This window comes from Lamprobacter sp., assembly GCF_034860625.1.
Lineage (GTDB): Bacteria > Pseudomonadota > Gammaproteobacteria > Chromatiales > Chromatiaceae > Lamprobacter.
Genome location: NZ_JAYESN010000039.1, coordinates 1 through 25268, shown reverse-complemented (window position 1 = coordinate 25268; position 25268 = coordinate 1). Strand labels below are relative to the sequence as shown.

At 64.4% G+C, this 25268-nt stretch carries 19 protein-coding genes and 2 pseudogenes; 13 read left to right on the top strand and 8 right to left on the bottom strand.

Features of this window, described 5'->3' with window-relative positions; all coding sequences use genetic code 11:
- Positions 1–56 precede the first annotated feature (56 nt).
- From VBE63_RS12015 to VBE63_RS12000, 4 genes are all read right to left on the bottom strand, one after another.
- Positions 57–1673, bottom strand: a complete 1617-nt coding sequence (locus VBE63_RS12015; RefSeq protein WP_323683265.1) for a YfcC family protein — start codon at positions 1671–1673, stop codon at positions 57–59.
- Positions 1654–2979, bottom strand: coding sequence for a tetratricopeptide repeat protein (locus VBE63_RS12010; protein WP_323683264.1), 1326 nt, complete (start codon positions 2977–2979; stop codon positions 1654–1656). Before VBE63_RS12010 ends, VBE63_RS12015 begins: the two co-directional genes overlap by 20 nt.
- Positions 2980–3057: 78 nt before the next feature.
- Positions 3058–4326: an arginine deiminase gene (locus VBE63_RS12005; RefSeq protein ID WP_323683263.1), complete on the bottom strand. Its 1269-nt coding sequence runs from the start codon at positions 4324–4326 to the stop codon at positions 3058–3060.
- A gap of 19 nt (positions 4327–4345) precedes the next feature.
- Positions 4346–5776, bottom strand: a complete 1431-nt coding sequence (locus VBE63_RS12000) for a basic amino acid/polyamine antiporter (protein WP_323683262.1) — start codon at positions 5774–5776, stop codon at positions 4346–4348.
- Positions 5777–5882: 106 nt separating this feature from the next.
- Here VBE63_RS12000 and VBE63_RS11995 point away from each other — a divergent pair, with 106 nt between their 5' ends.
- From VBE63_RS11995 to VBE63_RS11975, 5 genes are all read left to right on the top strand, one after another.
- A complete protein-coding gene (locus VBE63_RS11995) occupies positions 5883–8501 on the top strand; it encodes an ATP-binding protein (protein WP_323683261.1) in 2619 nt (872 codons plus the stop codon).
- 227 nt (positions 8502–8728) lie between these two features.
- The gene (locus VBE63_RS11990) at positions 8729–9553 is read left to right on the top strand and encodes a DNA-binding response regulator (RefSeq protein ID WP_323683260.1); all 825 of its coding nucleotides are present in this window, start codon (positions 8729–8731) and stop codon (positions 9551–9553) included.
- Positions 9554–9568: 15 nt separating this feature from the next.
- Positions 9569–10108, top strand: coding sequence for a hypothetical protein (locus VBE63_RS11985; RefSeq protein ID WP_323683259.1), 540 nt, complete (start codon positions 9569–9571; stop codon positions 10106–10108).
- Positions 10109–10249: 141 nt separating this feature from the next.
- Complete coding sequence (locus VBE63_RS11980) at positions 10250–10474, top strand: addiction module protein (RefSeq protein ID WP_323683258.1); 225 nt, start codon at positions 10250–10252, stop codon at positions 10472–10474.
- A complete protein-coding gene (locus VBE63_RS11975) occupies positions 10471–10761 on the top strand; it encodes a type II toxin-antitoxin system RelE/ParE family toxin (RefSeq protein WP_323683257.1) in 291 nt (96 codons plus the stop codon). The genes VBE63_RS11980 and VBE63_RS11975 overlap by 4 nt, the downstream gene beginning before the upstream one ends.
- Positions 10762–10868: 107 nt before the next feature.
- On the opposite strand, the gene VBE63_RS11970 is transcribed toward VBE63_RS11975, so the two are convergent.
- The 3 genes from VBE63_RS11970 to VBE63_RS11960 all read right to left on the bottom strand — a co-directional run bounded on the left by VBE63_RS11970 (position 10869) and on the right by VBE63_RS11960 (position 15055).
- Positions 10869–11993, bottom strand: a complete 1125-nt coding sequence (locus tag VBE63_RS11970) for a hypothetical protein (RefSeq protein WP_323683256.1) — start codon at positions 11991–11993, stop codon at positions 10869–10871.
- Positions 11994–12171: 178 nt separating this feature from the next.
- Positions 12172–12966 carry a hypothetical protein gene (locus tag VBE63_RS11965; RefSeq protein ID WP_323683255.1) on the bottom strand — a complete coding sequence of 265 codons (795 nt, stop codon included), beginning with the start codon at positions 12964–12966 and terminating at the stop codon, positions 12172–12174.
- A 160-nt stretch (positions 12967–13126) separates the two neighbouring features.
- The gene (locus VBE63_RS11960; protein ID WP_323683254.1) at positions 13127–15055 is read right to left on the bottom strand and encodes an SLC13 family permease; all 1929 of its coding nucleotides are present in this window, start codon (positions 15053–15055) and stop codon (positions 13127–13129) included.
- Between the two features lie 212 nt (positions 15056–15267).
- On the opposite strand from VBE63_RS11960, the gene VBE63_RS11955 reads away from it, so the two are divergent.
- The 8 genes and pseudogenes from VBE63_RS11955 (at position 15268) to VBE63_RS11925 (ending at position 24299) form a co-directional block, all read left to right on the top strand.
- The gene (locus tag VBE63_RS11955; RefSeq protein WP_323683253.1) at positions 15268–15645 is read left to right on the top strand and encodes an SHOCT domain-containing protein; all 378 of its coding nucleotides are present in this window, start codon (positions 15268–15270) and stop codon (positions 15643–15645) included.
- A 34-nt stretch (positions 15646–15679) separates the two neighbouring features.
- Positions 15680–17977: a cache domain-containing protein gene (locus tag VBE63_RS11950; RefSeq protein ID WP_323683252.1), complete on the top strand. Its 2298-nt coding sequence runs from the start codon at positions 15680–15682 to the stop codon at positions 17975–17977.
- The gene (locus VBE63_RS11945) at positions 17970–18509 is read left to right on the top strand and encodes a hypothetical protein (protein ID WP_323683251.1); all 540 of its coding nucleotides are present in this window, start codon (positions 17970–17972) and stop codon (positions 18507–18509) included. The genes VBE63_RS11950 and VBE63_RS11945 overlap by 8 nt, the downstream gene beginning before the upstream one ends.
- Positions 18510–18533: 24 nt before the next feature.
- On the top strand, positions 18534–19055 hold the full coding sequence (locus tag VBE63_RS11940; protein ID WP_323683250.1) for a hypothetical protein: 522 nt from the start codon (positions 18534–18536) through the stop codon (positions 19053–19055).
- Between the two features lie 69 nt (positions 19056–19124).
- On the top strand, positions 19125–19907 hold the full coding sequence (locus VBE63_RS11935) for a 3-hydroxybutyrate dehydrogenase (protein WP_323683249.1): 783 nt from the start codon (positions 19125–19127) through the stop codon (positions 19905–19907).
- Positions 19846–20265, top strand: a pseudogene (locus tag VBE63_RS31390) (rhodanese-like domain-containing protein); the annotation flags it as partial. The gene VBE63_RS11935 and the pseudogene VBE63_RS31390, both read left to right, overlap by 62 nt.
- A complete protein-coding gene (locus VBE63_RS31385; protein WP_416274544.1) occupies positions 20245–20559 on the top strand; it encodes a DUF2892 domain-containing protein in 315 nt (104 codons plus the stop codon). The pseudogene VBE63_RS31390 and the gene VBE63_RS31385, both read left to right, overlap by 21 nt.
- 35 nt (positions 20560–20594) lie before the next feature.
- Positions 20595–24299 carry a mechanosensitive ion channel domain-containing protein gene (locus VBE63_RS11925; RefSeq protein WP_323683247.1) on the top strand — a complete coding sequence of 1235 codons (3705 nt, stop codon included), beginning with the start codon at positions 20595–20597 and terminating at the stop codon, positions 24297–24299.
- Positions 24300–24400: 101 nt separating this feature from the next.
- Here VBE63_RS11925 and VBE63_RS11920 read toward each other — a convergent pair.
- Positions 24401–24775, bottom strand: a pseudogene (locus tag VBE63_RS11920) (PBECR2 nuclease fold domain-containing protein); the annotation flags it as partial.
- Positions 24776–25268: the final 493 nt, after the last annotated feature.

Sequence of the window (25268 nt, the reverse complement as noted above, 5' to 3'; positions counted from 1 at the left end):
TTGGCCCTCATCTGCAGCCCTCATCTTCACGCCGACCTTGGTCGGTGTGAGGGGGCTCAAGCGATACTGGCGGCGATGAAGAGGACGGTTGCCGACACCACGAACAGCGCCAGCAGCAGCGGCCAGATGAAGCGTAGGTACTTGTCGTAGCCCACCTGCGCGATGGCCAGGCCGCCGATGACCACGACATTGGTTGGCGACACCAAGAGCGCTAGCCCGTGGCCCAGTATCCAGGCGGTGATGGTGAGCGGCCGACCAACTCCGGCGAAGTCGGCGAGTGGCGTCAGCAGGGGCATCGCCAGCGCGGCATGCCCAGAGCTCGACGGGATCAGAAAGGCCAGCGGGACGTTCACCACCAGGGTGGCGACGGCAAAGGTGCCGGCGGACGCGCCGGTGATCAGCTGTTCCATCGCGTGCAGGATGGTGCCCAGGGTTTGGGTGTTGGTCATGATCACCGAGACACCCCCGGCGAGGAGAATGACCATGGCCGGCCCCATCATGTCCGCCGCGCCGGCCTTGATCAGCCGCACGATCTCTTGCTCGCCCATTCGCGCGACCAGACCCACCAGTACCGAGGCGATCAGGAATAGCATCGCCAGTTGCGGAAACCACCAATCGAGCTCGAACCAGAAGGGCTCGACCCCGGCGACCTCATGGGTCACGGCATAGTTTGCCGGGCCGGTGGTGCTGCCGAAGATGCTGGCCCAGGGAATGACGGAAAAAATCATCAGTCCGAACGCCAGGACGGTGATCGCCAGCACCCACTTCTGGGTGCCCGTGAGGGTCCGATCGGCGGCGTTGTTGGCCGAGGGCTGGTCGGGTTGGCCGGCGCTGTCGTCGGCGTCGGTGGACGCTATCCCCTCTGGGGTTGTTGCGTCGAATCCGACCAGGGAGCGGCTCGGGTCGGCCCGCGTCCGCGCTGCATAGCGCAGCACCCAGGCCACTGCCATCGCGGTCAGCAGGACCCAGAGGCCGGCCCGTAGCAGGATGCCCTCGCCGATGCCAACCCCGGCCTCGCCGGCGGCGACCCCGATTGAGAACGGATTGACCGTGGCTGCCATGATGCCGACCACGGAGCCGACGATGATCATCGCCGCAGTGACCAGGCGATCGTAGCCAAGCGCGGTCATCAGCGGGATGAAGAGGGCATAGAAGCCGAGCGTCTCGACCGAGAAGCCCATGGTGGTGGCGAGCAGGGAGAACAGCACCATGACTGTGGTGATCAGCAGCCAGCCCTGGTTTCTCAGGCGATTGGCGAGCGCCGCAACTGCAACCTCCAGGCTCTGGGTGGCGAAGCTGATGGAGATGAAGGCGCCGATGGACATGATGAAGACGATGATGCCGATCTGACCGAACAGCCGCCCGATGATCTCGGTATCGACCACCCCCGCCGCTGGGCTCAGCAGACCGTAGATCCCATTGACCGGGGCGAGGATCAGCTGCTCGACCCGCTCGCCGAAGCTCAGGGGCGAGGCGATCTGCTCGAAGGTGCCGGGGATCGGGGAGCCGTCGGCGTCCTGGCTATAGCGCCCGGAGGGGATGAAGAGGGCGGCCACCCAGACCAGGACCATGACAATCGCCAAGGTCGTGACGGCGCCTGGGAACTGGAACCGCGGCCTCAAAGACTTGCCTTCGGTGCTTGTGCCCGCGGTGCTAGAAGGATTTGCGCACATTGATCCAGATCTCGGTTGAGCTGTAGTCACTGAACTCCGCATCGCCCTCATCACGGATGTATAGGACCTCTGGCCGGATTGACCAGTCTGGCGCGAACGCATAGGTCAAGCCGCCGCCGAGTTCGTAGATGTCGAGGTCCGGCCTCAGTCGCCCGGGGTCGCCGAAGGTGTTCTCGTAAGGGATGTCCTCATGCGTACCGTTGTGCTCCCAGAGGCCGAACAGAAAGGCGCTCAGGCGCTCGTTGATGTCGATGCCCCAGTCGATCTGGGCGCCATAGATGGTCTGATCTCCGCCTGCGCGTCCATGGGTGGCCCATTCGCGACCCCCAGTCAGGGTCAGGGTCGCCGATGCCCTGCCGTCCATCAGCGCGCGTGTCCAACCCAGCCAGGCCTGGGCGATATCCCGGCTGCGATTGCGCTCGCCGCCACGGGGGTATTCGCGGGCGCGAATCTCGCCCTCAAGCAGGATCTCGTTATCCGGATCAAGGATGAAGGCCCGATTGACAAACAGCCCGTAGTCCTGCCGATAGCCATCGCCACCCCGATAGCTGGCCCGGCCGCGCACGCCGATCGACTGGCTGCCGGCGTCCAGCGATTGCGTGAGCCTCGCATTCCAGCGCAGATCCGAGTCGTCCCGGCGATCGGTGTCGTCGTAGTAGCGGTACTGATAGTCCAGACTGGCGTCGACGGAGACAGCGTCGGTCGCGATGTAGCCTAATCCGCCGCCGATCCGTGCGTTCCAGAACCCGTCACGGGCGGGATCACCGCCAAGGGCATTGGTGGTGCGGGTGTGGTTCTCGCGGTAGAAGCCGGCGCCGGTTTCGGTATAGCCAAAGACGCTCAGTCGTCTGCCTTGCTGGTAGTCTTGCGCTGCCCGAGCGTAGATCTCGGCCTGTTCGCGCTGGTCTGGCGGCAGGTTGTCATAACGCAGAACCTGCTCGAACTCGAGTACGGCCTTGGCATACTCACCTTGATCTAGCAGGGCCTGGCCACGCGTGAAATGGTTGTCGATGGGATCGGCCTCTTCGGCCAGGGATGGGTTGGACGCAGGTCTCGCTGCCCATGTCGATTCGATACTCGCCGGTGCGAGCGGTGCGGCCGGGGTGGTCGTTGCGACAGCCGCGACCGCTGCGTTGTCATCCGCCAGACTGATCGTTGCCGAACCGATCAGCAGGACCCTGATGCCGCCGACGGCAAGCCGTTGGATCAACAGCAGACCGCCACCATCATTCGAACCCCGACCTTGACGCCGGCTCCAACCCGAAGCCGCTGGCTGCAGGTCAGCGCCCTTGTGCTCTGGAGTCATGACACCTCCAAGACCAAGCGAGTGAGCATCAGGCGCGCGGCCTGATGCGCGAGGATGACAGGCTGGACAGATGTCCAGTCAGAAGTCGACCGCGTCGCGGATCAACGGACAGGTCATGCAGTGACCGCCACCGCGCCCACGCCCGAGCTCGGCGCCGACGATGGTGATGACCTCAACTCCAGCCTTGCGCAGCTCGGTGTTGGTCCAGGTGTTGCGGTCGTAGGTGACGACGACGCCCGGCGACAGGGCAACCAGGTTGTTGCCGCTGTCCCACTGCGCCCGCTCAGCCGCGTAGTGGTTGCCGCCGGTCTCGATCACCCGCAGCTCCTTGAAGTTGAGCGCTTCGGCGACGACGTCGCAGAACGCGCGTTTCTCGAGGGTTGCCTCGATCCCATCGCTCTTGTCGCTCGGACGCAGTGAGATCGCGTGCACCTGATCCATGATCGGTCGGTACAGAGTCACCAGATCGCGATCGGCAAAGGTGAAGACGGTATCCAGATGCATCGCCGAGCGCAGCTTCGGCATGGCGGCGACGATGACGCGCTCGGCGGCGCCGTTCGCGAATAGCGCCTGCGCGACCTGCGCGATGCCCTGACGCGAGGTGCGCTCGCTCATGCCGATCAGCACCACGCCATTGCCGACCGGCATCACATCGCCGCCTTCGACGGTCGAGCGTCCGAAGTTCTGGTCCGGATCGCCCCACCAGACCTGGATGCCGGCGTCGGCGAAGCTCGGATGGAACTTGTAGATGGCCGAGGTCAGCAGCGTCTCTTCTCGGCGCACCGGCCAGAACATCGGGTTCAGCGTCACACCGCCGTAGATCCAACAGGTAGTGTCGCGGGTGTAGAGGGTGTTCGGCAGTGGCGGCAGCAGATACTCGGTCACCCCGTGGGCCTCGCGAACAAGCTCTAGGTAGTCGGAGGTCGCGAAACGCTCTGGCACGTCCACCACCGACACACCGCCGATCAAGAATTCGGCGAGCGGCTTCGGCGGCAGGCTCTCGAGGAACGCGCGCGTATCCTCAATCAGCCCCAATCCGACCGTGTTCGGGGTGATCTTCCGATCAAGGATCCAAGTCTTGGCCTCGGGGATCGCAACCGTCTCGGCGAGCAGCTCGTGCATCTCGACCACCTCGACGCCACGCTCTTGCATCTTGAGCATGAAGTCGTAATGGTCGCGCTTGGCGTTTGCGACCCAGGGTAGATCGTCGAACAGCAGATCATCGTTGTTGGTGGGCGTGAGCCGGCTGTGCGCTAGCCCCGGCGCGCAGACCATGACCTTGCGCAGAGTGCCGACTTCAGAGTGCACTCCGTAGAGCGGGGTGGTGGAATCGTAGGCTTGACTCATGATGGACGCTCCTCTGGTTTCAGATGATGATCATGCCGGTGGCGAGGCCGTAGACGGCAGCCGCGGCGCCGGCGACGAAGACGCCGAATAACGCCAGCTCCCAAGCGCCGAACAGCCGTTGTTGCTGCTCGCGTCTGGAGAGCACGAAGAGGATGGTTCCTGGCGCCAGCAGGATGCAGGCGAGCACCAGGTGCTTGAGACCCCCCGAGAGCAGCATGAAGATGGTGTAAACGGTGGCGATCAGCGCCCAGGTCATATCCGTGCCCCAGCCCTTGCTGCCTGGGCCATAGGTCTCGCGGGTTAACACCAGCTTCAGTGCATAGCCGGCCACTAGGGTGTAGGGGATCAGCGTCAGGGCGCTGGTCATCTCCAGCGACAGGTCGAAGGCGTACTGCGAGAAGATCGAGACGATCAGGAACAGTTGCACCAGGATGTTGGTAATCCAGAGCGCAGCCGAGGGCACCTGATGCTTGTTCTCGTGGGCAAAGACCTTGGGTACCAGCCCGTATTTGGCGGCGGAGTAGAGCACCTCGGCGGCGAGCAGCGACCAGGCCAGGAAGGCGCCGAGCACCGAGACGATCAGGCCGACACTAACGAACTTGAGCCCCCAATCGCCGACCACGGCCTGCAGCGTGCCGGCCATCGATGGCTGGCGCAGTTCGGCCAGCTCTGGGCGTTCGAGCACGCCATAAGGCAACAGTGTGACCAGCACCAAGAGGCAAAGGACGCCGACGAAGCCCATCACCGTTGCCCAGCCGACGTCCTCGCGGCGTTTCGCGTAGCGTGAGTAGACGCTCGCGCCCTCGATACCGATGAAGACGAAGACGGTCACCAGCATGGTACTGCGGACCTGATCGAAGACCTGAGCCCCGCTGTAGTCGCCGCCGCCCCAGAAGCTGGAGGCGAACAGGTCGTAGTCGAAGGCGAAGATCATGAAGGCGATGAAGACGAAGATCGGCAAGATCTTGGCGACGGTCACCACCTTATTGATGAAGGCAGCCTCCTTGATACCGCGTAGGATCATGAAGTGGAAAGACCAGAGCACGATCGACGAGACGATCACCGCCTGCGGCGTATTGCCATCGCCAAAGACCGGGAAAAAGGCCCCAAGCGTCGACTTGATTAGCACGAAATAGGTGGTATTGCCGAGGCAGGTGCCAATCCAGAAGCCGAAGGCCGCGGCAAAGCCCAGATAATGACCAAACCCTTCCTTGGCGTAGGCGAAGATGCCAGCATCGATCTCCGGCTTGCGCACCGCGAGCGATTGGAACACAAAGGCCAGCATCAGCATGCCGCCGCCGGCAATGATCCACGCGACGATGGCGCCGAAGGGGCCGGTCGCGGCGCCGAAGCGGGCCGGAAGTGAGAAGATGCCGGCGCCGATCATGGAGCCGACGACCATCGCCGTTAGCGTGAGCCGTGAAAACTTTTGCGCGTCTGCGTCTGCCATGCGAGTACCCCCTGTTGACCAAGATCCGCTTGGGACCATGATCAACGGGGCAGCGACCCTAAAGTAGGCTAGCGCGCACGAAAACTGTGCAGAGGATCGATTCTTGATGTTGCGCCACAAGCGCTTGCTGTTTAGCCACGCGTCGCTGCTGCTCATTGGGCTGAGCTTGGGACTTTCCATTCCTGATGTCGCAAACGCGCAAGCGAGACATGCGAGCTCACCTGAGCTGACGGATCAGGAGCGCGCTTGGCTGGCCGCTGGTCACCGGGTGCGTGTGCGCATCAGCGACTATCCGCCCTACATGATCAAGGAGCCGCAACCAATGGGGCTGGCGGTCGACTATCTCGATCATATCGCGGCGCAATTCGATCTCGAGATTGAATACGTTCCAGCCAACATGCCCTTTGGCGCTGCCGTGGCTGACCTCGCCGGCAGCCGGCAGCATTATGATGTGCTACCCACCTTTACGCGGACGCCGGAAAGGGAGAAACAGTTCGCCGTCACTGCTGATTACCTGAGCGCTCCTTGGGTGATCTATGCACGACAGGACAGCCCTTATCTGATTGGCCTCGAGAGCCTGGCGGGGAAAGTCCTGGCGGCCGAGAAAGGCTTCTTGATTATCGACAAGCTCAAGCGCGATGTGCCTGACGTCAACATCCTGGAGGTGCCTACCGCGTTGGATGCACTGACGGCCTTGGCGACGGGACAAGCCGATGCCTATGTCGGCAACCTGGCTGTCGGTAGCTATCTGGTCAAAGAGCATCGGCTCACCAACCTCATGGTTGCCGCGCCGACGCAATATGGCATCAACACCCAGGCGATGGCGGTGCGCGCGGACTGGCCGGAGTTGGCCAGTCTGATCAGCAAGGGCATTGCCTCGATGACGCTCGAGGATCGCCATGCCATCCTCGGTAAATGGATTCATCTTGAGATGCAACCGCGGCGCGACTATGGGCTGGCGTTTAGCATTTTGGCAGGCGCCTCGCTCGTCATCGTCGCTGTCTTTCTCTGGAACCGTAGGTTGGCGCGAGAGATCCTGGTCAGGCAGCGCGTTGAGTCCGAGCTACGCAGGTCTGAGGCGCGACTGCTGGAAGAGACGAACAGCCTGCAGCAAACCAAGGTCGAGCTACAGCACAAGAAGGATGAGTTGCAAGCGTTCAATGCCAACCTAGAGGCTCGACTGCTGGCGGCGGTCGAGGATCGTACCCGCGTTCTCAAGGAAGCAGCGGCCCGCGCCAAAGAGAGCGATCAGGCCAAATCGGCCTTTCTGTCAGCGGTCAGTCACGAGCTACGTTCGCCGTTGCACGACATCCTTGGCTATGCGCGGCTGCTGACACGGCAGATACCACAACAGGCTCGCCATCAGCTCGACATCATCTCAGAGAGTGGCCAACAACTCCTGCGGCTGATCAACGATATCCTCGACTATAGCCGCGGCGAGGTCAGCCCCATCCCGCTCGAGCCAGGTCCGCTCTCGCTGGTCCGGCTCACACGACAGCTGACCGCGACCTATCGGCCGGTTGCTGAGCGAGGCAAGAATCAGTTTGTCGTTGAGCTGAAGACAGGCGGCCTGGACTGGGTGATCGCCGACGAGATGCGGCTGACCCAAATCCTCCGCAACCTGTTGGACAACGCCTTCAAGTTCACTCGCGATGGACGCATTGACCTGGCGATTGAGCTGATCGAGGCGCAGACCGTCAATGCAGAGGCAGAGGCAGAGGCAGAGGTAGAGGTAGAGGTAGAGGAAGGAGAAAGGGAGGGGGCAGAGGCAGAGGAGGGGGCAACGGGTAACGACTGCCTGGTGCGTTTTCGTGTCAGCGATACCGGTGTTGGCATCCCGGCGAGCAAGCAGGAGACGGTCTTTCAACCCTTCCAGCGCCTGGAACGTCACCGCAGCCTGCCCGGTGTCGGGCTTGGGCTGGCGATCGCGCAGCAACTGACAACCGCCATGGGTGGCAGCATCCGTCTGCGCAGCCAGTCAGGACCGGATTCTGGAAGCACCTTTTGTTTCGAGCTGCGTTTGCCGATGGGCGCACAACTGGAGCAGGACACCAACGAGGACTTGTTCATCGTGGGGTATTCAGGGCGGCGTCGTACCCTACTGGTCGCCGACGACCAAGCGACGAGTCGCAGTTTCTTATCAGAATGCTGTCGCGGCTGGGGGTTCGAGGTCATCGAGGCGGCCGATGGCGCCGAGGCGATCGCCTGTTTCCAGGCGCTTGAGACGCCGGTGGATGCGGTCTTGGTCGATCAATTCATGCCACGGCTCGATGGCTGGGGATGCTTGCAAGCGTTGCGCGGTATGGAGCGGGGCCGTGATCTGCCGGTGATCCTGTTCTCGGCGGTGCCAGCGCAGCGACCGGCAGGCTATCCCGAGGCGATGCGCTTCGATGGATTCGCCATGAAGCCGCTGACCGAATCGACCTTGGCGAGACTCTTGGCCGAATCGCTGGCGCTCGACTGGGAGTATGAGGTCGCCTCGTCAACCGCAGCGGCGCCGCAACCTGATCCGGCGTTGCTGTCGGCCTCTCTCACCGCCGAAGAGCGTGCCCGCTTGCGGGCGATGGTCGCGATGGGGCAGGTCATTGGGCTGCAGCAATGGGCGGCAGCGATGGCGACCCAGGATGTCGGGCGCAAGCCGATGTGGCAGGGGATCGAGCAGCTGTGTCGCGCGCTGGATCTGCAAGCCTTGCAGCGATTGGCAGCCGAATCGTCAGATGATTGAGCGCAACCGGCCTGTCCTCAGTGAGTTGCTCGCTTCGATTGCGCCCTGACCCCTTGGCCCCGGTGGCGAGACGGCCGCTCAGGGCCGAGCCCGATGTTCAGGGCCGAGCCCGACAAACTTTGCCGCGTCAGCATAAGACTATGCCGCGAGCCCTGTTAGGCTGCAATCAGACGATTGACTCAGTTAAGATGACGAATCGTTTTGAACGCTAAGACAACCCATCAGCAATGGCCGAAAACGTCGCGCGTATCCTGATCATCGATGATCAACCGGCATCGATTGGCCTCCTGATCGCCTACTTGCAAGGGCGCGATATCGACCTCCTGGTCGCGCAGACGGGCGAAGACGGTTTGAGGATTGCGGCTGAGGGTCAGCCCGATCTGATCCTGCTCGACGTGCGGATGCAGGGATTGGACGGATTTAGCGTTTGCCAACGGATCAAGGAATCGCCAAACACCCGCTCGATCCCAGTGATCTTCCTCTCCTCGGCGATCGAAACCGAGGATAAGTTGCGCGGATTTGCCGCCGGCGGTGCGGATTACATCACCAAGCCCTTCTCTGAGCAGGAGGTGCTGGCGCGGGTCTACCTGCAGATCGGCAACCACCAACAGCTCAGCGCCTTGAGCAGCCAGGCGATTGATGAGCTCGAAGACATCCCACTCTCAGCCTCGGCGAATCGGCTCGACCAGCGTCTCTTCACGGACGCGGTCGCGGTGCTGACCAAGCGGCTCGTCGACCCGCCGAGCGCGGTTGAACTGGCCCATCAGGTCGGCACCAATCAACAGCGGCTGACGCGCATCTTTCGCGAGCAGGTCGGGATGAGCGCCTACGAATATCTGCAAGAGATGCGCCTGGAGCGGGGGCGGAGTCTGTTGCTGGACACCGATCTCCAGATCCAGTTGATCGCGGACCGGGTTGGCTACCGCAATGCCGGGGATTTCACCCGCGCCTTCCGCCGTCATTTTGGGGTCACGCCTAGGCAATATCGGCAGGGTCGATTGCAGCCTGATGCCGTTGATGATGTCGAGCAGGCCAATGGACTCAACCTTTAGGCCCTTGTATTGACCATGGCAACAGCACTCAGTCCCGCCCAGATCGACATCCGCATTGCACGGGTTGATCAGCTCTTCCAAACCTTCGATCCCTCGCCCTTTCGCGAGCGTGATCTGGACCCGGATGCAACCGCCTTCATCGTCGATTGGGCGCGTGAGCTGAACCGTCGGGTGCCGATCGAGATCCATCTCAATGTCAAGGATTCTGGACCCGAACGTGATGCCCCCGAGGATGTCAGCGCTGCCATCAGCTGCTACTTCGAGCACCGTGCCAAGGTCGCCGAGCGCGCGCTGCGCGAGCTGTTCCGCTTTGGCCGGATCTATCTTGCGATCGGATTGCTGATCCTGGTGCTAGCCTTGTTCGGTGCGGAGTTTCTGGTGATCAAATTCGGCCAGAGTCCATCACTCGCGCTGATTGCCGAGAGCCTGATCATCCTCGGCTGGGTGGTGAACTGGCGACCGCTGGAGATCTTCCTCTACGAATGGCGCCCGATCCGTCGCGATGCCAATCTGTTCCGGCGCCTCGCCGCGGCGCGGATTAAGGTGCAGGGCTGAGCGGGGCGGGGCGGTCACCAGGCTGGGCCTCATCGTCGCACCTCGACTTGCCCGAGAGCCTCCGGTCGATCCAACATGCTTGGTCTGATGCATCCTGTCACACTGATGTTCCGTTAAGAGCCCACCCCGAGACGATGCCCGATGAACACGAAAGAACTGATTGATCAAGCGATTGCGTTGCCGGTCGAGGAGCGCGCTTTGGTCGTGGACTCCTTGCTGCGAAGCCTGAACCCACCACAGTCCGAGATCGACGCACAGTGGTCCAAGGAATCAAGGCGCCGGTTGACTGAGCTACGGTCCGGTCAGGTCGAGGCCGTCTCCGGCGAGGTCGTGTTTCAGCGGGTCTGGGACCGCTTCAAGCGATGAGCTATCGGTTCCATCCCGAGGCAGAGGCCGAGCTCAACCTGTCGATCGACTACTATGAGGCTATTGAGCCTGGCTTGGGCTATGACTTCGCGCTCGAGGTCTACGCGGCCATCCATCGTATTCTAGACTTCCCAAAGGCGTGGGCCGCCCTTGATGACGATGTGCGCCGTTCGCTCGTCAAGCGCTTCCCTTACGGAGTGCTGTATAGCGAAGAGTCTGATGGCATCTTGATCCTCGCGGTCATGAACCTTCACCGAGCACCAGACTACTGGAAGCATCGAGTGTGATCCTGCGCGCCGGAGCAAGGTTCAGGGTTCATTGATCCACGCCGTCGGCAACAAGGGCTGCCGCTATGGCGAGCAGCAGGTTGCCGACGACCTGTCACTCCTCTGGCTCAGATGGGATAGCGAAGGATGGCGGCGACAGCCTTGCCGGACTCCGGCATGTCCTCGGCGCGGACGCTGAGCACCTCGCCGCCGGTGCTGAGCACGCGGCGTGCGACTTCATCGGCCACACCATAGGTCTCCGCGCTGGCCTCGTCGGCGAAGGTGACGCTGCCATCGGCGTCGTCGACGGTGCCATTGACCACCTGATCCATATCGACCAGCAGGCTGGCGACAGCGCCGGCGGTCGCGGCCCGCGCTGCGCGCACGAGATCCGTGGTGGCGCGGTCTTCATTGATGCGCTGGTGGTAACGCCCCTGCCAGTCCGCGATCTTCGCCTGATAGACCTCATCGAGCAGGGCGCGGGCGGCATTTGCCAGCTCCGCCGGGCTCTGGCGCTCCGGGTTGCCGCGCAGACTCTCTTCGAGCAGGTGCGGATAGCTGTTGACCGAGCGGTAGATCGCCTCCAAGGCGTCGACCGAGGCCAGGATCAGCGGCTCTTGCCGGCCAGCGAGGATGGCGCGCACCGCGGTGTCGACCTGCCGTGCGTACTGACGCAGGCGCACCTTCTTACCCTCGCTGCCACCGATGCGGCCGCTGTAAGAGCGGGTCGAGATGGTGCGCTTGCCGACCGCCGAGGCGGCATCGGTGGGCAGGTCTGGCACCGCCACCTCGACCGCGGGCGCGTCCTTGCTGACCTCGATCAACCGCACGCCACCATCGGCCAGGGCCAGCACATAGCCGGCGTCGCAGAAGGTGGTCGAGCGCAGCAGCGGCTTCAAATGAAACCGATCCGAGACCTTGACCAGCGGCTGCAGCGCATTGGGTACGCGGAAGCTGCGCAGGTTGTCCGGGGTGGCGTAGATCATCAGCCCGCGCGCCTGATAGGCCCAGAAGACATCGTCTTCGAGCAGGTCGTCGAGTTCCTCGATCAGATCGCGCACACGACGCTTATCGGCACCCGCCGCCTCGAGCTGGTCGACGGCCTCTTTGGCGAGGTTCTTCAGCTGGATGCGGTCGGCATCGGTGTCATCGGTGACCGGGGTCGTCGGCAGGGCGATGGAGACCGCCATGTCGCCGCGGAAGGCAGCCAGGTCGGCATAGTCATCAGCGGTGGGGATATCAAGGTAGAGCATTGAGAGTTTCCGTGGTTCGGTTGTTAGAGAGGCGCGTTTCAGCGCGATAGCGTTGCGATCGGGTCATCAGCGCAGCCGGAGCGCAGCATGCCGGTTGCGAGATCGACAGCGAGATCGCTCAGGGTGTCGATGATCTGGATTGTCTGCATGTCAGAGTGCACTCGCCATGCGGTGCGCCCTAGCGACCCGCATGGGCGGCGGCAGCGAAACCGACCGTTGCGGCTGCAGTCAGCGCCAACAGGCTGTGCTCGAATAAGGCACTGGTGACCAGTTCGATGGGAAGCAGCGGCACGGCAATCGCGGTCCAGGCGGTGGCAGCGACGGTGAATCCGAGCACGATCTTGGCGATCACCATCGGGGCTTGCCGCGGGATGCGAAGCCGAGGCCCAAGCGCGGCGAGGATGAGGAGTGCGACCATTGCGCTACCGGTGATCGCGAGATTGATCCAGATCGAGTCCGGCATGCTCGCGATGCTGCAGCTGGCCGCCTCTGGCGCGTTCTCGATCCGGAAGAACTGCACATCGAGTGCGTTCGAGAACTGCAGCGCGAGCACGATGACCGGTCCGAGCACTGAGGTCATCAGGATGATGACGGACTGTGCCGGCAAGAAGATCTCGCGGTTGGCACCGTAGGTTCGCAGCACCGCATTGAGGCCGAACAGCAGTAACAGGGTCGCGAGGCCGAAGGTGGGACCGAACAGCATCTGCTCATGCGCGGCGACGGCTGCAACCATGCCGCCAGCGGTCCGACCCGCAAGCACCGCGTAGTTGATCGAGAGCACCAGCAACGCGAAGAAGGCGCAGGTGAAGACCACCACCGCATTGGTGCACTCGATATCCTCGCGCTCGGCTTCGTGATCAAGCGGTAGCAGGATCGCCAGCAGCGCGAAGCCGGTCAGCAGCCCGGCGATCGACGAATACCAGCCGGCGGTGCTGGCGATGTCGAATTCAAAGGCAGCGATCGCGCAGCTCATTAGTTCAGGCTCCGAAGCAGTCGTCTGGCATTCCTCGGCATCAGCGCACCGCTCGGGCTGGGCAGACGGGTGGAGAGGATGAGGGCTAGTGCTAAGGCTAGGACCAGGAGTATGGCTAGGACGAGCAGCATCGGTGCGATCTCGGTGCGATCAGGTGCGATCAATAGAACGGATACAACCAGGGCAGCAGGGTCAAGGTCAAGGTAAACACCAGCAGCACCAACGGCAGGCCCATCTTGGCGTAGTCGCCGAAGCGATAGCCGCCGAGGGTGCCGACCATCGCATTGGCCGGCACCACCGGCGTCATGAAGGCGCTCGAAGCGGCGAGCGCGACGGCGATCGCGAACGGGTAGGGCGAGGCGCCGATCTCAGCCGCGAGCGCCATCGCCAAGGGCGCCATCAGCACGGCGGTGGCGGCCGGCACCACGAACATCCCCAAGGCCAGCGTCATCAAATAGACCGTCGCCAGCACCAGGTAGGGGCTGGCGGCGCCGAGCACGCCGACCAGTGCGTCAGCAGCCAGCTCGATGCCGCCGGTGCGCTCCAACGCCATGCCAAACGGCAGCATGCCAGCGATCAGCACCAGGGTGCGCAGGCTGATCGCGCGGTAGGCATTGTCCAGATCGATGCAGCGGAACAGCAGCATCAATAACACCCCGACCAATGCGGCATGCATCGCTGGCAGCAGCTCCGAGACCATCAGCCCGACCGTGACCGCAAGCGCGAGCACCGCATAGGGCGCGCGCTTGGCGGCTGGTAGGCGTTCATCCAATTCTTTCGGCAGGTTGGTCGTCACCAGATCATGATCCTGGCCGCGCAGCTGTTCGATCGCGGGCCAGGCGCCGACCAAGAGCAGGGTATCGCCGGCCTGCAGCCTCGTCTCAGCCCGCGCCTCGGCATCGAGCACACTGCGGCCCCGACGCAGACCGACGGCATGCAGCCCACGTTCCAGCTGCACTCCGGCCTCATTTAGGGTCTTGCCGAGCAGCCGTGACTCGGCGGGCAGGATCACCTCGGCCATGCCGATCGATTGGGCGCGGTCAGCGAAGTAGAGGCCGGAGAGCGGCAAGGGCTCGAGTCCAAGCTCGGCGCATTGGGGTAGGGGTGGCGACTGGGACAGCCGCGGTGCCTCCTGCTGGGCCGCTGGCTCAAGGGCGAGCCCTGACAGGGGTCGGGTTTGCATCTGCGCGTCATCAGTGGCGGTCGAGGTCGCGCGATCGAGCAGGAGGACGTCGCCGGCGGCCAGGAGCGTCTCATCATCCGGACCGATGGCGCAGCCGCCGTACGCACGTTTGCGCTCGAGGGCAATGACACGCAGACCGCGATCCGGTGTCAGCCCCAGCGCGGCGAGCGACTGGCCGATGGCGGGCGAATCAGGCGCAACCCGGGCGCGCAGCTCGCGCTCGGCAAGCTGATACTGCTCGACCCAGCTGCCGAGCCGCGGCTTGGCATGCTCAGCGTCCTGCGCGCCGGCTTTCGCCTCCGCGCCGAGCCAGCGGCTCGCGATCATCATATAGAGCATGCCGAGCAGCAGGACCGGGATGCCGATCGGTGTCAGGGCGAGAAAATCCAGCCCCTCGGCGCCGGTGCGCGTCAGCTCATAGTTGACGATCAGGTTCGGCGCGGCAGCGACCAGGGTCAGCATGCCGCTGATCAGCGCTGCGTAGGAGACCGGCATCAGCACCTGCGCCGGACTCATGCCGGTGTTGCGGGCGATGCGTAAGGCCACCGGGATGAAGATCGCGACCACGCCGGTCGAGTACATCACCGAGCCCAGCGAGCCGACGATCAGCATCAGCAGCGCGACCAGACGCGCCGGCCGATTGCCGCCGCGGGTTACCAGCCAATCCCCCAGGCGCTGGGCGACCCCAGTGCGCGCCAGGCCCTCGCCGATCACGAACATGGCCGCGATCAGGATGATGTTTGGGTTTGCGAAACCAGAAACCGCTTCACGGGCGCTGATCACGCCGGTCAGCGGCAGCGCCACCATCATCAACAGACCCACGGCATCAGCGCGCGGGCGGCCGAGCATGAACATCAGGATGGCGCCGGCCAGCAGGGCGAGCACCAGGGTCAATTCGAAGGTCACGTTTATTCCTCGTTCAGCCGCTGGTCCAGAGGCAACGACTATAGCAATTGGCAAAGCGGACGAGGAATGCCCAGCCTTTGCGTTTCTATGCAGTGAGGCGCAAAAAATGAGCTGTCAGCAACTATTGCGCTTTGGTGTCTTTCCTTGCACCGAGTTGCAAGACTATGGTGTTTGCCTATCGACACTATCACTGGCCTTTGAGTCCACATCTAATGAGCAACGTCTGGGAAATCCTTTACCTGGTCGCGTCGAGTTTTTTATTTTTCGCCTATCTGATCATCCTCTTTCATATTGTCATCGACCTGTTTCGTGACCCTGTGCTCGGTGGCGGACGCAAGGCCTTATGGCTGGTCGGTCTGTTATTCCTGCCATTCCTGACGGCACTGCTCTATGTGCTGATCCGCGGTAATGGCATGGGGACGCGGCAACGCTCCGCCCTCGAGCGAGCCAGGGCAGAGACCGATGCCTATATCCGGGACGTGGCGAGAACGGCCCCCGCCGATCAGATCGCCGCCGCAAAGGCGCTGCTCGACGCGGGCACCATCAATCAGAGCGAATTCGACAAGCTGAAGGAGAAAGCGCTCGCCTAGGTGTGGCTCATCGCCATACTCGATGTGATGTTCAATGCCTGCTAACCCCTTACTGCCAGTAGACCCTGGCCTCCACGCAGGCCCGCGCAGAGGCCCCGACCGACTCGCCGCCGCAACACCCAAGGCCCGCGTGTCGCTGATCCGCAGCTACAGCGTCGCCTTCGTCGGCCTCTTCGTGGGTTTGCTCGTGTTGACGGACCTGGCGACTTCGTCCATTGCCTATCGGCATGCGACCCGCGTGTCCTTGGACCTCGCCGCCGACACCCTGTCCGAGGCATCGGCCAAGGTGGTCGCGAGCACGACGGCGCTGCTGGATGGGGCCCGGGCCTTTGCCGAGATCGGCGCGCTGGCCGTCGCCGAGCGGGGGCTCGACGATCACCAGGCCCTGTTCCGGCTGTTCGGTCGCCAGCTGCAGCTGCTCCCAGGGCTAGCCGCGATCCATGTCGCGGGCCCCGGCGGTGACCTCATCGAGGTGCGCAACAGGCCGCGGTTCGCAAGCCGTCTGATCCGCCCCGATGATCAGGGCGCTGCGGCGACCGAGCGGCTCGTGTTTCGCAATCGAGCCTTCGAGCCCATCGCCCATATCAACGAACCGGCCGCTGATGATCCGCGCGACCAGGCTTGGTACCAACAAGCGCTCGCCGCGGATGGCCTTATCTGGTCGCCGGTCTATCGCTTCGCCGCTGCCGGCGAGCCCGGAGTCACCGCCGCGCTCGCGGTGCGCGATGCCGCCGGCGCGCTGATCGGTGTCGTTGGCGTCGACATCGCGCTGCGTTCGCTCTCCGAGCTGCTTGCGCCGCAGCAGCTGGCCCGCGGCAGCATCGCCTTGGTCGTCGACGGCACGGGTCGCCTGATCGCCTTCCCGCCCTCGCTAAAGCTTGCCCCCGACACGGCGGGCCAAGACAGCGAGCTGCCGATGATCGACGACCTGCAAGCGCGCTGGGTGGTGGATGCCTTCCGGCTGCGGACGGATGCGAGGACCGGAACCTCGGGTATCAAGCGTGTCGCCTACGTCGTCACCGAGACCGACGGCAAAGGCTACCTTGGCGTCGAGCGGCCCTTTCCGAGCGGCGTCGGCGACGACTGGCGACTGCTGACGGTGGTCCCAGAGACCTCGCTGCTCGAATCGGCACGGCGGCTGTTCAGTCAGGCCACCGCAATCTCTTTCATCCTGCTCCTGATCGCTTCGGTAGCGGTGTCCTATCTCGCCCTGCGGCTGTTGCAACCGCTCCGGCGGTTGGTGCGCAACACCAAGCTGGTGCGGGAGTTTCGCTTCGCCGAGGTGCGACGGGTCCAGTCCTGGTTCAACGAGATCAAGGCCATGGACGACGCACTCTGGCGCATGAGCCAAGGCCTGCGCGCGCTGGAGAAGTTCGTGCCGAAAGACATCGGCCGGCAGCTTATCGCCACCGGCGAGCGCGCCGCGCCAGGCGCAGAGGTGCGTGAGTTGGCGCTGCTCGTCACCGGCGCGTCGGAGATGGCCAGCCTCTGCGGTGCCCTGACCCCGGAGCGTATCACTGAGCGGATCGCGCGCGACATCGACGTCTTCACCGAGACGATTCTGCGCCACAACGGCACCATCGACAATTTCCTGGGCGAGAGCATCCTCGCCTTCTGGGGCGCGCCGGTGGCGATTGATCGCGCCGCCGAACGTTCTTGCCTGGCCGCCCTTGCGTGTCGCGATGCGGAGGCCGAGCTGCGCGCCGGCTGGGCCGCCAGCTCGGCGGCGGATGACCCGCCACCGCACAACGTCTTTTCGGTGCACTACGGGCGCGTTATCGTCGGCACCATCGGCTCGCGCCAGCGCATGAACTGGACCGCCATCGGCGACAACGTGACGCTGGCCTGGGACCTGCACCAGCTCAATCGCCATTACGGCACCCGCATCCTGATCACCGGCAGCGTGCAACGACGGGTTGCCGACCGCTTCTGGACGCGGCGGCTCGATCGGGTGCCGCGCGGCAACGGGGCGCCACCGCTCGAGCTCTTCGAGCTCGTCGATAGCCGCGAGCGCAGGCCCACGGCGGCGCGGCTTGAGTCGATCGAACGCTACGAGAACGGGCTGCGCGCCCTGTTCGAGGCCGACTGGCCGACTGCCGAGGCCAGCTTCACAGCGCTTGCCGAACGTGATCCACAGGATGCCGCCGTGGCCATGATGCTGGCGCGCTGCAGGGCACGCGACGCCTCTTTGTGGACCGATGGCCCGGACTCGGCGGGCGAACCCGACGCAAACCTGATTGCCGCACGGGCCATCGGCTCGCGCAGCCTAAACCTTGGCGCCGCCGACGGCGGTCTTGCGACCTCAGGTGCTCAAGAGGTCCAGGATGAATGACGCCGAGGCGCTCGATCTGGCGATTGGCCGCTTCGCCGGGCTCGTCCGGCGCATCGATGCCCAGCAGCGCCGAATCGAGGTGCGGGTCAAGCTGCTCTACCAGCTGCTGTTCGGTGCCGTGGTGGTACTGGTGGCATCGCTGTCGTACATGACGGTCATGCTGTCGCTGCAGCTGCCCGAGGCGACCGCAACCGTGACCCTACTGAATGATCGGTTTGCCGGTATCGCGGACAACATGGATCGAATGGAGCGCTCCGTGCGCAGCATCCAGATGGAGATGCGCGTCCTCCCCGAGCTGATCGGCCATGTCGACAGCATGCACGGCGCGGTCGCCTTCATGTCCCACGACATGCTCGATATCGCGGGCGCCGTTGCGCAGATGGACAGCAGCGTCGAGCACATCAGCAGCAGCCTCACGCACATGCGTGGCTCCTTCGAGGTCATGCAGCAGACCGTCGGCGGCATGGGACGCGACCTGAATCAGATGTCCCAGCCCATGCGCCTATTCAACCAGATGAATCCGCTGCGCTGATGCGCACTGATTCGGCGAGACCCCATGATCAAGCGTGACCAGATCGATGCATTGAACGCCGTCCTATCGGACCTGGAGAGCGATCTTGAGCGGGGGCCGCTGGGGGATGCGGCGGGGCGCACCGATCGGGGACTCTGGGTGCGGCTGCTGACGGCGCTTGTGGCGGTGCTCGCGCTTTCGAACCTGTATTTCGTCAACGACCTCACCGACGAGGTGGCGCTGATCATCGACCGCGCGCAGAAGATGACCGACTTATTCGGCCGCGTCGCCGAGCGTATGGATCAGATCCGTGCTGAGGTGGACGACATCGACCAAAGCGTGGTGTTGATGCCGGTGGTGTCGGCGCAGATGCGAGAAATGGCAAGTCATGTCCAGGTGATGGGCCAATCCGTGACCGTCATGGAACGCTCCACCGAGGGCCTGGGTGGCGCCGTAGCGACCATGGACGGCACCGTGCGGGAGATGACCATGCGCTTCTACGACCTGAATCGAACCTTAGGTGCCATGAGGGCCGACGTCGATCAGATGGCGCGGCCGGTGCCCTAGCGAAGGGCTGATCGCCATCCCCCTATCGCCATCCCCCTATCTCCAACCCCAACTGAAGAGGAAGCAACCATGTTGAACGGTAAAACCGCCATCGTCACCGGCTCGACCAGCGGCATCGGCTTAGGCATCGCGCGGGCGCTGGCCGCCGATGGCGCGGACATCCTGCTGAATGGCTTCGGCGATGCCGCCGAGATCGAAGCGTTGCGCCGACAGCTGTCGAGCGAGTACGGCTGTCAGGTCGCCTACTGCGGTGCCGACATGACCAAGGCCGCTGACATCGAGCGCATGATCGAGACCGCCAATCGGGAGCTTGGCCGGATCGACATCGTCGTCAACAACGCCGGCATTCAGCATACCGCGCCGGTACAGGAGTTCCCGGTCGAGCGCTGGGACGCAGTGATGGCCATCAATCTGACCGCCCCGTTCCTGATCACCCGCGCGGTATTGGGCCAGATGCTCGAGCGCGACTGGGGTCGCATCATCAATATCGCCTCGGTGCATGGCCAGGTCGCCTCGGTGGACAAGTCCGCCTATGTCGCCTCGAAGCACGGCATCATGGGTTTCACTAAGGCCGTCGCGCTGGAGACCGCCACCACCGGCGTCACCTGCAACGCCATCTGCCCCGGCTGGGTGCTGACCCCGCTGGTGCAAAAGCAGATCGATGCACTGGCCGAGCGCGAGGGGCTCTCCAACGAAGACGCCAGCGTCAAACTGCTCGGCGACAAGCAGCCCTCGCAGTCCTTCACCTCACCGGAGCAGCTCGGGGCGCTGGCGGTCTATTTGTGCTCGGATGCCGCCTGCAATGTGCGCGGCGTCGGCCTGCCGGTCGACGGCGGCTGGTTGGCACAGTAGCGGTGCGATGATCAACCGAAGACCCTTGGAGGGTAGCGTGATGCCAGAGACACTTTCTTGGGACGCGCAAACACTGCGCGCGGCAATGGCGGCGAATCCTGCGATTCGCGTCATCGATGTCCGTTCCGCAGCGGAGTTCGAGTCGGCACACATCCCCGGCTCCTTGAATATTCCGATGGGCACGCTGGAAGAGCACGTCGGGGGCATACTGAAGGTGGTCAGCGACCCGATCGTCTTCGTCTGCCAGATGGGCGGGCGTGCGCAGAAGGCACAGCAGATGGCAGGCGCCGAGCGCGACGCCGGCGCACTCGCCGACGGTGGTCTCGGGCACATCCATGTGCTCGCGGGCGGCCTGCGTGCCTGGGAGCAGGCCGGTGGCGAGCTGAAGCGCGGACGGCGGGTGTGGAGCGCAGAGCGGCAGGTCCGCTTCATTACAGGGTCAATCGTGGTGATCTCGATCCTGCTGAGTGCATTCGTCCCGGCGCTGAAGTGGATCGCGCTGTTCATCGGCCTCGGGCTGATCGTTGCGGCCTGGACCAACTATTGCGGCCTTGAGCAACTCTTGGCGCGGCTGCCTTGGAACCGAGCAACCAGACCGAGTCCGGATGTCGTGATCGAGCAACTGATCGCCGCATCGCGCGGGTCGGCTTGATCGCTAGGTCATCCGCGCCTTGCGCTCGAAGAGGCTTGAACGCTGGCAGGGATAACCGTTGCTGGGCGCAAGCTGATCCGGCAGGATGGGCCACCCCAGCGGGAACCCTGCTGCCCCTCTTCGACCGCACTGCCAGCCACGGCGGCTGGGGCCGCCGCTGGTCGGCAACCCTCGCCGGCCTCCTCCTGTTGCTCGTCACCGCTGGCGCCGCATCCGTACTGGCGGACTCGTCGTCGGCTGCCGACAGCAGCGGGCTGTTTGGCTACGCGCCGACGCTGGCCGAAGTGGCCGCTGCCCGTGACAGCCTGGCCGATGATCCAAGCCTGACCAGCGAGGAGCGCAACCGGCTCAATGCGGATCTGGACCGGGTGCTCGGCAACCTGGAGGCCCTGGCCCAGGCCAACGAGACCGCGATTGAGCTGCGCGAGACCCAGGCCAGCGCGCCGGGTCGAACCGCGGCCATCCGCGCCCGCTTGGCGGCGGCCGAGCCCCTGCCAGACCCGCCGGTGGACTTGCCGGCCGACGCCGATCTGGACCTGGTGCAACAACAGCTGGCGCAGGAGACCGCAGCCGTTGCCGCCCAGCAAGACCGGCTGGCGGCACTCGAGCAAGAGCTGACCGAGGACGCTGAGGCACTGCCCGGTTGGCGCCGTCAGCGCGAGGAGCTGCGCCAGCAGGCTCTGGATGTTGATGATGAGCTTGCCGGCGTCTTGGCCGCCGCTGCCGATGGCAGCAATCGTTCGGATGGCACCAATCGTTCCACGGGCATCCAGGCTACCGATGGTGCTGATGCTGCCAATACTGCCAATACTGCCAATAGTGCCAATAGTGCCAATAGTGCCAATAGTGCCAATAGTGCCAATACTGCCGATCCCAACATCGAGACGCTGATCCGACGGTGGCTGCTGGAGAGCCAGCGCGATCGTTTGCGCGCCGAGGCGCTGGTGCTGGAGCTGAAGGTGAATGGAGCCGAGGCGCGTCGAGCGCTGACCCAGGCCCGGCGCGATGAGGCGCGGCTCGCCCTGGATCAGGCCCGCGGCCGCCAGACCTGGCTCACGCTGGCCGTCGACGAGCGGCGTCGAGAAGAGGCCGCCCAGCTCCGCGCCGAGACCGAGGCGGCGCGGCTGGCGGTGGCCGACGCCCATCCGCCGGTGCGGGAGCTGGCGCGTGCCAACGCCGAGCTGGCCGAAGCCATCCAAGCGGTCGATCAGCGCACAGCGGCCGTGACCGACCGGCTCGCCGCAACCACCGCGACCACCGCTGCGCTGGCGCAGGACTTCGCCAACGACCGGCAACGGGTCGCCGCCGCGGGCATGAGCCGTGCCCTGGGCCAAGTCTTGGTCGACCAGCGCGAGCGTCTGCCCGATCCGCGCGAGCTGCGCCGAGAGGCGGCCGAGCGCGCCGATGCCGAGGCGGAGGCCCGTTTGGCCCAATTGCGCTGGCGCGAGGAGCTGCTGATGCAGCGCACCGGGGCCGAGCCGCTGTCCACCGCGACCCTGGCCGGCCTGGAGCCGGCCGACGCCGCCGCCATCGAGGCCCAGCTCAGCGAGCTGCAAGCGCGTCGCTTCGAGCTGCTCGAGCGTGCCATCGCGGCCGCGGATCGGCACCTGAAGGTGCTCGCGGAGCTGGACCTGGCCGCGGCCGATCTGCGCGCGCTGAGCCTCGACTACGACAACTTCCTGGCCGAGCATCTGCTCTGGCTGCGCAGCCACGTGCCACTGGCCCAGCAGAGCTTTGCCGCCCTGCCGGCGGTGCTCGCCGAGCTGCTGCGGCCGGCGCATTGGCTGGGGGTGATGCGGACCTTAGGGGGCAGGCTCGCCGACGCCTGGTCTTGGTGGGGCGGGCTGGCGCTGGTGGCGCTGCTGCTGGCGCTCGAGCGGCCTCTGCGCAAGCGCATCCGGGCCACGGCCGAGCCCTTGCGTCGTATCCGTACCGACCGCTTCGGCTATACCCTGTCGGCGATCGCGCTGACCTTGCTGCTGGCGGCGCCGGTCTCGCTGTTGCTGGCCCTAGTCGGCTTGATGCTGATCGGCGCCCCGGGGGCCGACGGCTTTGCCGACGCGGTTGGGTACGGCCTGCTGCAGGTCGCCTCGGGGCTCTATTGCCTGCGCGCGTTCCGGCTGCTGTGCATGCCGGGCGGGGTGGCCGAGCGGCACTTCCGCTGGCGTGCCGACACCCTGGTCCGGTTGCGACGCAGCCTCAATCTGGCCATCTGGACGCTGTTGCCGATCGGGTTTCTCGCGGCGACCGTCAACGGGCTCGGGGAGATCCAGGCCGCGACCCTAGGGCGGCTGTTGCTGACCGCCGTGACCCTCGGCTTCGCGCTGCTGCTCGCCGGCGCCTTGCACCCCACCCGCGGGGTGCTCCGAGAGCTGCTGCGGTCGCGGCCCGGCGGTTTGGCCAGCCGCACCCGCTGGCTCTGGTATCCGCTCGCGGTGGCGGTGCCGCTGGCCCTGGCCGGGCTGACCTTGGCCGGTTTTCAATATACCGCGACGACCCTGTTTCAGCTTTGGATCAATCAGCTCTGGCTGGTCCTGGGGCTGGTGGTGTTGCAACAGGCGATCCTGCGCTGGCTGCTGGTGACCCGGCGGGCGTTGACCCTGCGCACCGCGCTCGCACGCCGCGCCCGGCTCGCGGCGCTCAGCGAGTTCGGCACCGAGGTTGGCGATGAGGGGATGGGCGAGGGCGAGGGCAGTGATGGGGGCCAGGGTGGCGCGGCCGCCGCGAAGACCGAGGCGGCGTTGGACCTGATGGCGCTCGACGGTCAAACCCGCAGCTTGATCAGTGCCCTGTTGACGCTCGGCACGGGCCTCGCGCTCTGGATGCTGTGGTCCGATGTGCTGCCGGCGTTGGGTGTCCTAGAGCGTATTCCACTCTGGTACAGCAGCCGCTTGGTCGAGGGCGAGAGTCGTCTGTTGCCGGTGACCCTGGCCGACCTGGGCATTGTGCTGATCATAGCCACCGGCGCCATCGTCGCCGTGCGCTATCTGCCGGCCCTGCTCGAGATCCTAATGCTCAAGCACACCGGCATCAGCGCCGGCGCGCGCTATACCCTCATCACCTTGACCAGCTATGGCATCATCGCGGTGGCCCTGGTGAACGGGGCCGGGCGGCTGGGGCTGCACTGGGAACAGGTGCAATGGCTGGTCGCGGCCCTGGGTGTCGGTATCGGCTTTGGCCTGCGCGAGATCGCGGCCAATTTCATCGCCGGCCTGATCCTGCTGTTCGAGCGCCCGGTGCGGGTCGGTGACACCGTCACCATTGGTCTCAACGAGGGCATCGTCACTCACATCGAGGCGCGCGCGACCACGGTGCGGATTCGCGACCAGCGCGAGCTGCTGGTGCCCAATAACCAGCTCATCACACAGGAGGTCATCAACTGGTCGCTGACCGATCAGGTGATCCGCGGCGAGATCCGCTTGAGCATCGAGTACGGCAGCGACACCGAGGCCGCCCTGCGCATCCTCACCGAGATCGCCGCCGCCGATACGCGCCTGCTGACCGACCCGGCGCCCGTGATCACCGCCGCTGAGTTCGGTGAGCGGGGGATCGAGCTGCTCTTCCTCTATTTCCTACCGACGCTGGCCAACCGCATCCAGATCCGCGGCGAGCTGATCGTTGCCATCGATCGGCAACTGCGTGCCGCCGGCATCGCGATTGGGCTGCCGCGGCGGGATGTGCGACTGCGCGATGAGGTGTTGGCGAGCGCGGGTGGGTTGCAAGATGCAGGTGGGCGTTGAAAATAGACGGAGAAAGCGCTAACTTAAAGGCGTAACGGTTGATTGCGAGGTCGGGACGTGGCTCACCAGTGATCATCCCGGATAGGGGCAACGCCCTGCCCCTAATCCCACCTCTGATAGATCAATTTTCCCTCGACGATCTCCTTTTCACGCTTCCGTTCGGCATAGCCGTTCTGTGTAGTCGCGAAGTTTGTGCGTCCAGACCAAGCGCCGCTGGCATCTTGAGCACGCTCAAAGACCGCGAGACAGGCTAGCCAACCCCGCATACCCACATCAAATCGGCTCAGATAGTAACGCTTGTCTGGTCCGCCTCGGCGACCTGGCTCCAGCCAAATCTCATCCGGGCGCTGGATGTTGATGGCGGTAAAGAGCAGCCATTTCGCCCGCTCGCCTTTTTGGATTTTCCAACGCCCCTTCAGATCGAGGAATAGCGAAGCGTCGATGATGAGTTCCTGGCCGACCACATCGGTCACGACCGCAGACTCTTCATCCTAGAAAGAGCAGTTGGACGGTCGTCAGGGTGCGTCCCGCGTGGTGTCAAGCAAGGCACAACGAGGCGGAATAGTCATTCTATTCCAACGCGTTGTAACGCAGCTGGGCGCCGCGCGGGGCGTGCCCTGGCGGCTGTAGCGCCCTTCACCTGGCGGGTGACCCTCGAATACCTCCAGAACGCTAAAAAACTCAGACGCTTGCATGCGATGCTAAGCGGTCAACTGCTCTTTCTAGGTTCATCACTAAACTCGCGCATAAAGCGTTCAAACAAAGCCGGCTCTGAGAGTGAAGGTGACAGGCGTTCGACTCCGCTGATACAGCGCGGCTTTGGCATTTTGCCGCCGCTGGCGGGCTCGGTCTCACGCATCTTGGATTGATCGCGAACTGCGCCTCACTGGCGACGCACTGTTTAGCTCCGGTTGCGCTTGCGCGATAACAAGACCGCGGCAGACGCTACTTCGTTGGTCGGGTTTTGGG